The sequence below is a fragment of the Gammaproteobacteria bacterium genome (assembly GCA_003696665.1).
Classification (GTDB): Bacteria; Pseudomonadota; Gammaproteobacteria; order Enterobacterales.
In genome coordinates this window covers 1-11,707 of sequence record RFGJ01000234.1, presented here as the reverse complement: position 1 = coordinate 11,707, position 11,707 = coordinate 1, and the positions used below count along the sequence as shown (strand labels likewise).

The window sequence follows — 11,707 nt, the reverse complement described above, 5'->3', positions numbered from 1 at the left end:
GCCACAAGCGAGAATTCGCGCTGTTGGCACCAGCGCCTTACGACGCGCGACCAACGGCGAAACCGTCGCCCACGCATTACGCGCCCGCTACGGCTGGCCGGTTGACATCATCAGTGGTACCGAAGAAGCACGCCTGATTTATCTCGGCGTCACTGCCTCATTGCCAGAAAGCCAATCGGCGCTAGTAATTGATGTCGGCGGTGGCAGCACAGAGTTTATTTTCGGGCACGGTAAGCAACCTGTCACAATGACCAGTGTAGATGTAGGCTGCCTGACGGCCGCCCACCAATTTTTCGAAGACGGGGAACTTTCGCCGGAAAAAATCGAGAGTGCCCGCTATGACATCGCCAGCCAACTCATGGATGTTGCCCATGAGTTTCGGTGGCTGCCATGGGAGCAAGTCATCGGCTGCTCCGGCTGTATTGAGGCGCTTCTCCAAATTAACGCCGCGCTTGGCCATACCCCAAAGATACTGACGCCACGCCACCTTGATGACATTGAAGCCTTGGTGCTTGAGTACGCCCATATCGATGACTTGTCACTGCCTGGGCTTGAGGACGAACGCAGGTTTCTGGTGCCCGCCGCGATCGCCATCTATGGCGCGCTTTTTGATCTCTTTGCCATCCGTCAGTTCGAATATAGTTCAGCAGCGCTCAAAGATGGCGTGATTCAGGAAATGTTCGATCAATCCATGCTGTATGAAACACGCCGAGCAAGCGTCCTCCGGCTGGCGCGTCAGCACCATGTTGATGTCGATCGTGTCGCCCAGATACATGAGCGCTGGCAGTATCTTTCATTACAGATGGCGCAACACTGGCGGATATCGCCCGAACACCAGGAGCTCGCTGAGCACGCCATTTGGCTTTTGGATATCGGCCGTTCGGTCAGCAGCCACAACTATCACCAGCATAGTGCCTATATGCTCCAGCACGCGGAGCTTGCTGGCTTCGATCGCACCCAGCAAGCTCAATTGGCCTTTTTGGTTGCGGCGCAGCACGGCACTATCGACACACAATGGTTGTCGCAATACCCCATTGCCGCATACCCAGGGCTTTGGCAAGTTGTCCGTCTTTTGCGGCTTGCCATCATTCTGGCCAAAGAAACCAATACGGTGCCAGAACTTCGCCTGTGGCTTATCGATAACACGCTGCACTGTGCTTGTGCCTCGGCATCGCTATCACCGTGGATCAAGAGTTTGTTAACCAAAGAGTGCGCTTATCAGCGACAACTCGGCTGGTCGGTCGAATGTCAATTTGACTTGCCAGCGGACAAAAATTAACCAACAATAACGCGCCAATGCAGTTTGGCCCGAATTTCTGTACACTGATAGGGTGAGTCACTCACCGGTTTGCCGGAGCAATTATGGCAGTTTCCAATCACACACAATCCGCGTCACAGGCCATGCCCGATGTGGCCAGTAAGCACCGTGCACACACCAAGGCGGTCCTCGACTGGGTCGGGATGAGTCAAATCGAAATGCCTGTCGTGGTGGAAGGCCCGCACCATCGTGATGTACAAGTCAACGCGAAGGTGCAAGCCTATGTAGACTTAATTGATCCCGAGGCCAAGGGCATTCATATGTCTCGTTTGTACCTCGGCCTGGACGAAATTTTGGGCGACCGGCGGCTGAATGGACAGACCCTGAAAAAGCTGTTGTCCCACTTTACAGAATCTCATGCGGGCTTAAGTCGCGGCGCACATGTGGAATTTCGCTTTGACTACCTGGTCCGCCGGCCGGCACTCAAATCAAAATACTCTGGCTGGAAAGGCTATGCCGTAATGATTGCGGCAACGCGAACCGGGGAACAGTTCGACGTCGAAATGGCGGTCGATGTGCCTTATTCGTCCACATGCCCATGCTCCGCAGCACTGGCCCGTCAACTGATACAAAAACAGTTTGAAAACGACTTTGCCGGTCATACCAAAGTCGATGTGAACAAGGTGATTGAGTGGTTGGGCTCAGAAAAAGGTATAGTCGCCACACCGCACAGTCAGCGCAGCCACGCACTGGTGCGTGTTCGTTTGGGCGCATGGCAAGACGAAATGCCTATCCTTGCCCTGATTGATCGCATCGAGTCCGTGTTGAAGACGGCTGTCCAAACCGCGGTAAAACGGGCAGATGAACAAGAGTTTGCCCGCCTGAATGGACAAAACCTGATGTTCTGCGAAGATGCCGCCCGCCGAATCAAGGCCGCGCTCGACAAGGTTCCGGATTATCTGGACTTCTGGCTGCGCGTAGAGCATCTAGAATCGCTGCATGCGCACGATGCTGTCGCCATGGCAACGAAAGGCGTCAAAGACGGTTATGTGGCTTCGGCAACGGTTCGTCCTCTGTAGCCTGCTGCTGTTAGCCTTCACCGCAGCCGCGAGCCCCGATCCCCACCTGTCCCTGTGGGGGCATTTGGTCCCCGGCGGTATGGTTCGTGGCACGGTGGCGCCCAAGTGGCAATTATTTCTTGACGAAAAACCGGTCGTGGTTAATCGCCATGGCCGCTTTGCTTTTGGTTTTGGTCGAGACCAAACTGGCGCGCACTGGCTTGACGCCAAACATCCTTCCGGCACGCATTTTCGTTTCAAACTCATCGTCAATAAGCGACAGTTTGCCATACAGCGCATTGACGGGCTGCCACCACAACAGGTCACGCCAACCGCGCCTGAAATATTGCGCCGCATTCGAGCAGAAGCCAAACGAGTGCACGAGGCACGCACCATCGTGAGCCAAAGTGAAGGCTTCTGGCAACAATTTATCCGACCAGCGGAAGGCAAAATATCCGGGGTGTATGGCAGCCAACGCATACTCAACGGCGAACCCAAACGTCCACATTTCGGCGAAGATATTGCGGCCCCGGTTGGACAACCCGTGAAAGCCTGTGCTGATGGCATTGTACGGCTGGCGGCATCTGATCTCTATTTCTCAGGAGGTACCATCATTATCGACCATGGCGCGGGAATCAGCTCCAGCTATTTGCACCTGTCAGAAGTGCTGGTGAAAGTCGGGCAGAAAGTTCGTCAAGGCGAACAAATTGGTCGAGTTGGTCAGACGGGGCGCGCAACCGGACCACACTTGGACTGGCGTCTCAATTGGTTCGATGTCCGACTCGATCCACGCCTCGCGGTTGCCCCCGATTGGCCGCCTATACAACCGGTGGAGGTGATACATGTTCAGTAAACGCATGCTTGAAATTCTGGCATGTCCGGTCAGCAAGGCCCCCCTTGAATTGAGTGAAGACGGCACGGAACTGATTTGTCGCGCCTCTGGCCTTGCCTATCCGGTGCGAGACGGCGTTCCTGTCTTGCTGCCGCAAGAGGCGCGTGTCCTGTCGGCCGATGAACACTTACGCGACAGTCGACCACGCAATCCAAATCTGAGCTGAAATCAGCGGTCAATCAAAGTGCCGTGCAAGTCATAGGCGTCGCTTCCCTCAATCGCGACCTTGACCAGATCCCCCGGTGCCAGCTGATGACCGCCACGAATATAGACAACGCCATCGATTTCCGGGGCATCGCCACGCGTTCGACCGATGGCGCCATCCTCATCCACTGCATCGATCAACACCGGTTCAACTCGCCCTACCCATCGCTGCAGGCGGCGCGCCGAAATCTCGGCCTGTACCTCCATGAATTTTTCCCATCGTGCTTGTTTGACGTCATCAGGGACCGGATTGGGCAATGCGTTGGCCGCGGCCCCCTCAACAGGCGAGTATTGGAAACAACCCACGCGATCAAGTTCAGCGGCCTGTAACCAGGCCAAAAGCTGCTCGAAATCTTCGTCCGTCTCGCCCGGGAAACCGACGATAAAGGTGCTTCGAATCACCAAATCCGGACATTGTTCCCGCCATTTGCGAATCCGCTCGAGCGTATTTTCCGCATGCGCAGGCCGTTTCATTGCTTTCAAAATCGATGGACTGGCGTGCTGAAAGGGAATGTCAAGGTACGGCAAAATGTGACCATCGCGCATCAATGGAATGATATCGTCGACATGAGGGTAGGGGTAAACGTAGTGCAACCGTACCCACATACCCAGCTCTCCGAGCGCCTCACATAGATCGAATAGCTTTGTACGAAGCGGTCGTCCCTGCCAGAACCCTGTACGGTATTTCAAATCGACCCCGTAAGCGCTGGTGTCTTGGGAAATCACCAAAATTTCTCGCACCCCGGCAGCGGCCAGACGTTCCGCCTCATTCATGACATCGCCAATCGGCCGGCTGACCAAGTCGCCACGCATCGAAGGAATGATGCAAAATGTGCATCGGTGATTGCAGCCTTCCGAAATTTTCAGGTAGGCGTAGTGGCGCGGTGTCAGTCGAATCCCTGTGTCAGGGATCAAATCAAAACGCGGATCATGGGCAGGCGGCAAGTGCTTGTGCACCTCGGCCATGACCGATTCGTACGCATGTGGTCCGGTGATTGCCAAAACGCCCGGATGCACCTCACGAATGACATCATCGCGCGCGCCCAAACAGCCAGTGACAATCACCCGCCCATTTTCGGCAAGCGCCTCGCCAATCGCTTGCAAAGACTCTTCAACGGCTTCATCGATGAAACCACAGGTGTTGACAATGACCAAATCGGCGTCCTGATAGGTCGGCGACAGGGCGTAACCTTCCGCCCGCAATTGTGTCAGAATCCGTTCTGAATCGACAGAATTTTTCGGACAGCCAAGGCTGACAAAACCGATGGTCGGGGCTTTTGACATACGCGATAAAATCGGCTCGTAAAGAGTTTATTTTAACAACCACATGTGCGTAAATCATGTTCCACGAACAAATTCTTCATCTGGCCTGTTGCTATCAGGGCCTCAGGGGTCGTAACGAAGTAAGTGATAAACCGGTTGACGGACTATCTCCCAGAACGGTAAAGCCGTGCTTAAAGCAACCACGAAGAGCACAATTAACGTGGCCGCGATGACCACAGGAAAATCAAACAGCGTCAAATGCACATTTGATGTAAACACCGGTGACAACCAATACAGAACAAGCATCGCACTGAACCAGCCTAAAATACATAGACGACTGATGCCCCAAAATAGAGAATGGAATATATCCCTGTCCTGAGCACCAACTGTCAACATGATGCCAAAACGGACTTTTTCCATCACGACATATCGTTGTGTTTGATGAAAGAGACTTGACGCACCAAGCGCGAGCAGTAAAACACCCAGCGTGATCGCGAGCTTGTAGAACAAGCCGTTTTGCAAATCATTCAAATTATCAAGGCTACGCTTCAAATTTTTTGGCCCGTCAATCTGATAACCCGGGGCATTTTTCTGTACAAAACGCGATAAGGCATCATTAACCGCATTTGCCTGTGTTTTGTGTGCATATACATAAATTTCTTTTAGTTCAGCTGGTTGTGCCTCTGGGAGTGAGACATACACCATTGCCCGCTCTCTATACAAATTACCGAAATGAGGAATATTTGGTATTTGGTCAACAACTTCAATTGGTGTCCCTTTGTTTATACTTGCACGTGCCAATGTCCTTAATGAATATAAAGTTTCGTTGTGCTGCCCATTCCGTGGCATTAGTTTGAGCTGTCTGGCAGCGGAGTCATTGACAACCATCGTATGGTGCTGCCCGTTCCCTTGCATCGTAGGGTTCAGCCCTAGCACTGGAAAAAAATTTCTAGAAACCAGCAGTGCGCTAACTAGCGTCGTGGCTTCCTCCTGTGATGTCTCAAACTCGAGCAACGTAAGATTGGGATAGACCCAAGACTCGTCACTCCATGCCGCTGTCGCACCCTGTGCTTTAATAAATTGCTCAAGTTGGAACGTGTTTATCCGTGTGGCTAGAGCTTTTTCTTGATAAAGCCTCCATACCTCTATATCGGATGGCATTCCAGCAATTCGGAAATTTTTCCACTGCTGCCACGAAGCGGCAACAGCGATAACGGCGACACAAGAGACGATAATTGTTTGGCTAATCAAATTTATCCTTCCCAACCATGTCTGGGCCCGCGTCGCGCTATGTCCATACTTCCTGTTCATGGACTGGTCACGACCAAAGGTCGCTAGGATAATCCAGCAGATACTGCACCAGATCAACACTGCCAACACAAGACTTGCCAAGAACGCACCGTACCAAGTCACTCCACTACCTAATAAATGGGCAGAGACCGCAAGGTACTGTGTGCCGACGTGTGCTAGGTATAGCCCTATCAGTGTCGCAATCGCCCAGATTGGCATGAGCTCAATGCTGAATTGTTTTACCAGATCCTTTGGCATAGCCCCAAGAATTATTCGTGTGTTCAGCTCATCTAGCCTCTGTGTTACCTGATCGCCAATGCCCAGTAATAGGCTCACAACGGTTGTCAAACCAAACAGCACGACCAAACCAAAGAGTAACCACCAATGATTCTGCATCGTTCTCTTGGCCATTGGCGCCAGCTCAAATCCGGGCAAAACAGTCGGAGTCAAATTGTCATAGTTTGAATAAACCGTTGTACCACCAGTCGTTTGTAACTCGCCAACCCACTGAGTTATTAGTGTTTGTTTAATCTCTTTAAGTGAGAAACCTTGTGCTAGGCTGACAACCGCAAAATGGATTGGCAAAACGCTTTCCGCCTCTCGCACAATTCGAGCCACCTCTCCTTGTAGTTCGCGCGGCACTTTAACATCAAGCACATGCTGTATATTGGAACGGTGCAACCATACGGCAACGCGATTTGTCCCAATTTGATTAAACTCTCTGGGCAACACCTTAATCACCCTGATTGGCACCCGTTCTTTTCCTAACAATAGAACCTGCCCATCGATTGACCTACTGTGTAACTTTTCTCGCCAAAACCAATCCGTTACAAACCCAACATTTTGCAGATCTTTGTTGTGAAGTTTTAGTTCGGAAATATCCAACATGGCCGAAAAATTACCGCTCACAAAAGCTGCGCTTTCTGAAAAAGTATGCTCCCCAATCGATAACTCTATACTATAAATGCCAAGTGTTGCCACGTCCTGAATACCGGGCATTGATTGAAGATCATTCAGCCGTAGTAAGGATGCACCTCGAAGCCGGCCATCATAATACTCCAGCCCGATCGTTGCTAAACGGCTCGAGGTGCCAACAAAGTCTGGTCGGTCGGAAAATGCAGGGCGTGCCAGAGTGAACACCCAGGCAAGTAGCCCACCCAACACGGCGAAAGCGAACGTTAATAACAGTGCGAACCATTTGTGGTGTCGCCATATTCGCCATGCAAAAGCCAAATCAAACATTATGGGTGACATCCTATAGACAGGTATTACGACTCGCCAATAATTCGGCCATCACGCATTTCAATGATGCGTTCACACCGTCTAGCCAATTCATAAGCATGCGTTACCATGACGAGAGTTCGCCCGCTTGCGTGTAGTTTCTTTAAGAGTTGGAAAACTCGCTCGGCATTTTCACTATCTAAATTTCCCGTCGGCTCATCCGCAACAATGAGATCGGGCTCCAGCACAAGCGCCCGAGCAACAGCAATGCGTTGCTGTTGCCCTCCAGATAATTTATTGGGATATTCGTTTGCTTTACCCTCGAGACCGACCAGCGCCAACATGCGTTCAGCCTTTTCTCGCATATTTGCGTTGTGATGCTTTCCGTAGCGAAAAGGCAACATCACATTTTCAAGTGCCGTCATATCAGCAATCAAGTTAAAGTTTTGGAAGATCCATCCAATGTTTCGGTTTCGTAACACACTTTTCTGGTAGCGAGAAAGCGTCGTGACAGGCTCCCCACAGAGCCGGTACTGACCCGATGTCGGATTATCAAGCAACCCTAATATTGACAAAAGCGTAGACTTTCCGCATCCGGATGGTCCCGTAATCGCAACAAATTCTCCGCGGTCAATTGTCAGACTAACGTCTTTCAAAGCAACCGTGTCGACATATTTATTACTAAAAATTTTGGTAAGTTTCTCAGTTTCAATCAGAGGCTCCATACCTAACTATGCTCTCCTTTTTAAAGGGCAATGGTAATGGGAGCGGCGCGTAATAATCGTTACGCGCATGACAGCGCCTAAGATTCTATCGACTGCAATGGAACATTAAATACCACCACTTCCGACTCGGTTAGTCCGCTGCCAATCGCTATCTCTTTGGATGACCACGCCAGAACGCGCACATCACGACGCACTAGCTGTTCATTGTTGCGTACCCAAAGGGTTAGCCGCTCCCCAGGCTTAAAGTTGCTTGGCCTTGGTAAAATTAAGGCATTCTCTAGTTTCTGGATTTGAATACGCGCGCCCACTTCGACATCGGCACGCCCAGTGTCAGGCAACTGCGATGTGACCATAATATCTACTTGAACTTGATTACGTACGACTTGTGGCGCCACCCGGAAAACCTCACCTCGGGCCAAATGACCTTTCACGTCAAGCTCAACAGGCATACCTGGACGAATTTCTGGAGCCTCTGTTGCGCTGACCATCACTTCTGCTTGCCAATGGGAAAGATCAGCGACAACACCTATGCTCTTTCCTTGTGCCACCCAACTACCGAGTTCTAGGCCGGGATCAAGTGTCTGTAAGACACCGTTCATACCAGCGCGAATGATCAAGGAATCAAGATCTTCCTTGGCGAGTCGTTGTAGTCGTTCCGCTCGTTCCAGACGCAACTTCTCAGCATGTATCCGTGCACGAAATAATTTTTTGAACGTTTGCAACCGTTGCCTAGCCAACTGTAACCTCAGTGCAGCCTGCTCAAGTGTAGAGCGTTTTTTTTCGAGTTCAATTTGCGAAACAATGTGACGTTCAGCCAGTTTTTTCGTGGCCTCAAATTCAACTTGTTGCGTTTTGAGATAAGCAGAAGCAAGGCGTTTCTCATTCTCTAACTGCAATTTCTCGTCAGTGAGATCAGCCTCTAGTTTTGTGAAATTCGCTTGTGCCTCTTTCAACTGAAGGACTGCATCATCATAATTACGTTGTAATCTGGGGTTTACAAGACGGATGACGGGTGTATCGGCCTTAACTGGCATTCCTGGCCGAATAAGAATCTCAACAACGGAACCATCCACTCGGCTGACCAAACTGCGACGATGACGGGGCACCAGTCGTCCATAACCGACTACTGATTTCACAAATGTGCCTCGTCTAGCCTGAACCACGACTTCCTTTGTCGCCTGAACCGCTGGGATACTCTGCCCCAGGGCATCAAACGTCAACCAACCAGCGAACAAAATCAGCCCGCCGATCAGGCCCACAGCCAAAGGCAGCATAATTTTCTTTCGAAACGAGCGGTCCTGCGGGATTTCCATATTCATTAGTCCCTCTGAGCCGACGGCGCACTATTCTACAGGAGGCACAAGGCGAATCACAACATGCGGAATTTCAAGTTTAACATCGTCAATGGTTGATATATAACGGTGACATGGCGGACAATCCACTATGCTCTTATCTAGCACTAAACTCACCAGCAACCCCTTACCGTCGCCATTAAGCGCCTTCGTTAATATGGGTAGCTTCCTCTTTTCGGCCAACTTTCTCAATGCGATCTTTAATGTTTCTGAATGAGCAACTGGCGGTAGTTGGTCAATAATTTTAATCCTATCAGGAATCTCATAACTAATAACACTTGTGCCCCGAGCATAAACCACATCACCTTTGGCATTCAGTAGTACCGCTTGAGGAAAACTCTCCGGAAAACCTAGGTTGAGCGCATCAATGTATGACAAACGTACAGTAAAATTATCCACAGCAACTGCCGCACACATCAATGTGCCGATAAAAATTGTAAACAATTTACCCATTTTCACTCCTTAAAATGCTATCGCTTAATCAAGCACTATAGCCTCATCCACTAAGAAAATTGTCATGATAATCGGACTTGATCTATTTTGGCACGCCATTTTTGTTTTAATGACTATACCCAGAAGCCATAGACAGATTCGTAAACCACCAAGCACTCGTGGTGCAAAAGCGCCACGAGTGCAACTCCAGAATTTACTTACTGTCTGCGCCTTTACCTCCAACGGAACAACTCAGCACTAGCTTTGACTTACAACCTTTCTTCGTGCATTCCATCTCATACCGTACTTCGCATTTGACGTTATCAAGGGCCGACTTAATATCATCGATCCCAAGTGCATAAGTAGCTCGGGGCATCAACCCATAGGTTCCTGACGCAGCAATAATAGCGAAGGTTGCAAAATATTTACCAATGTTTCCCATTTTTAACTCCTTGGTATCTAGTGTTAGCAGAAATACTTCCATTGCATGGACGTCCGTGCGCGGCTAATGCTATTTACCGGATTTTTTTGTCAATATGCTGTCCAGGTTCAATACATTTGTGCCCCAAAATTTACGGTGTGACTCGTATCGTCTGTGGCGAAGAGGCCTTCACTGTAACCACCTAACACTAACGAAAGGCACGAGTTTGAGTCGCAAGGCCTGTCAGCCATGCGGAGCGGTCCAGCAATTTGCCCGCGACCACATACACACAGTTGGCATCGCGCGAGATGGTGCCATGAATTTGCAGCAACTCGGCATAACGCACGGCTGCTTTTTGTGCTTCAGCAACCGCAGGCCACACAATAATGTTGACCAGACCAGTTTCGTCTTCCAGTGTCAAAAATACCGTACCATTGGCTGTGGCAGGACGCTGACGACAAGTCACCAGACCCGCCACGCGAACCCATTGTTTATCCGCCAGTGATGATAACGTGCTGGCCGTCAAACAGCGACGCAAGACCGCATGTTTGCGTCGCAACAGCGCCATCGGATGTGTCCGCAACGTGACACCGGTGGTGGCATAATCCTGCCAGACCTCCTGTGCCTCACTGGTCGTCGGCAACACTTTTGGGGGGATTATTTTTTGTTTGGCCAGGCCTGTGCTTTTAGCGGCCACTTCCGCCGCCCAATTGGCCTGATGTCGATCGCCTGCCAACCCAGCTAGTGCGCCCGCCTTGGCGAGCCGGCTAAGTTCTGCGCCCGATAAACGCGCTTGCTCGACCAACGCTGCCACCGAGCTGAGTCGGTGGCGTTCGGGTAGCTGGCAAATGCGCGCTGCCGCATCCCGCGACAGCCCTTTAATCAGTCGAAATCCAAGGCGAATGGCGGGTTGTTCGTTAGCCGACAACGGCGCCGAAGTTTCTGGCCGATGGTCCCACTGACTATAACGAACATCAATGGGCAATATTGTGACGCCATGCCTTCGAGCATCTTGTACGATTTGCGATGGCGAATAAAAACCCATCGGTTGGCTGTTAAGCAGCGCGCAACAAAAAAACGCTGGTTCGTGACGTTTCAACCATGCAGAGGCATAGACCAACAACGCAAAACTCGCCGCATGAGATTCCGGAAACCCATAAGCAGCAAACCCTTTAATCTGCGCAAAGATGCGTTCTGCAAACGCCTGTGAATAACCGCGCCGCCGCATGCCATTGATCAGCCGATCACGCAGATGGGTCAAATCACCCTGACGCCGCCATGCGGCCATGGAGCGTCGCAACATGTCCGCCTCTGTCGCTGTAAACCCAGCGGCCACCATCGCCAAACGTATTACCTGCTCTTGGAAGATTGGCACGCCAAGGGTTTTCTCAAGCACAGACTGAATGTCTGGCGAAACATAGTCCACGGGCTCCAATCCCTGCCGACGACGCAAATAGGGATGAACCATATCACCCTGTATTGGGCCTGGGCGCACGATGGCCACTTGAATCACCAAATCATAAAAACACCGTGGCTTAAGGCGCGGCAACATGGCCATCTGAGCCCGAGATTCGACCTGGAACACACCAAG

11 protein-coding genes are annotated in these 11,707 nt (G+C 51.0%); 4 read left to right on the top strand and 7 right to left on the bottom strand.

What is annotated here, in order from left to right; translation table 11 throughout:
* The 4 genes from D6694_06765 to D6694_06750 all read left to right on the top strand — a co-directional run.
* The coding region (locus D6694_06765; GenBank protein ID RMH43745.1) for a Ppx/GppA family phosphatase at positions 1-1,279 on the top strand (1,279 nt) is incomplete at its 5' end.
* A gap of 122 nt (positions 1,280-1,401) precedes the next feature.
* Positions 1,402-2,337 (top strand): GTP cyclohydrolase I FolE2, encoded by a 936-nt coding sequence (locus D6694_06760; protein RMH43744.1) that lies wholly within the window; start codon positions 1,402-1,404, stop codon positions 2,335-2,337.
* Complete coding sequence (locus D6694_06755; GenBank protein RMH43743.1) at positions 2,306-3,169, top strand: M23 family metallopeptidase; 864 nt, start codon at positions 2,306-2,308, stop codon at positions 3,167-3,169. The genes D6694_06760 and D6694_06755 overlap by 32 nt, the downstream gene beginning before the upstream one ends.
* On the top strand, positions 3,159-3,374 hold the full coding sequence (locus D6694_06750; GenBank protein RMH43742.1) for a Trm112 family protein: 216 nt from the start codon (positions 3,159-3,161) through the stop codon (positions 3,372-3,374). Before D6694_06755 ends, D6694_06750 begins: the two co-directional genes overlap by 11 nt.
* A 2-nt stretch (positions 3,375-3,376) precedes the next feature.
* Here the strand turns inward: D6694_06750 and rimO are convergent, their stop codons facing one another.
* From rimO to D6694_06715, 7 genes are all read right to left on the bottom strand, one after another.
* On the bottom strand, positions 3,377-4,696 hold the full coding sequence (rimO, locus tag D6694_06745) for a 30S ribosomal protein S12 methylthiotransferase RimO (GenBank protein RMH43741.1): 1,320 nt from the start codon (positions 4,694-4,696) through the stop codon (positions 3,377-3,379).
* 102 nt (positions 4,697-4,798) lie between these two features.
* Positions 4,799-7,219, bottom strand: a complete 2,421-nt coding sequence (locus D6694_06740; protein RMH43740.1) for an ABC transporter permease — start codon at positions 7,217-7,219, stop codon at positions 4,799-4,801.
* A gap of 14 nt (positions 7,220-7,233) precedes the next feature.
* A complete protein-coding gene (locus tag D6694_06735; protein RMH43739.1) occupies positions 7,234-7,911 on the bottom strand; it encodes an ABC transporter ATP-binding protein in 678 nt (225 codons plus the stop codon).
* 77 nt (positions 7,912-7,988) lie between these two features.
* Positions 7,989-9,230, bottom strand: coding sequence for an HlyD family efflux transporter periplasmic adaptor subunit (locus tag D6694_06730; protein RMH43738.1), 1,242 nt, complete (start codon positions 9,228-9,230; stop codon positions 7,989-7,991).
* Positions 9,231-9,254: 24 nt separating this feature from the next.
* A complete protein-coding gene (locus tag D6694_06725) occupies positions 9,255-9,716 on the bottom strand; it encodes a hypothetical protein (GenBank protein RMH43737.1) in 462 nt (153 codons plus the stop codon).
* Between the two features lie 193 nt (positions 9,717-9,909).
* Complete coding sequence (locus D6694_06720) at positions 9,910-10,179, bottom strand: hypothetical protein (protein ID RMH43736.1); 270 nt, start codon at positions 10,177-10,179, stop codon at positions 9,910-9,912.
* Positions 10,180-10,324: 145 nt separating this feature from the next.
* Positions 10,325-11,707 (bottom strand): error-prone DNA polymerase (locus D6694_06715; GenBank protein ID RMH43735.1); only part of this gene is annotated, 1,383 nt, incomplete at its 5' end.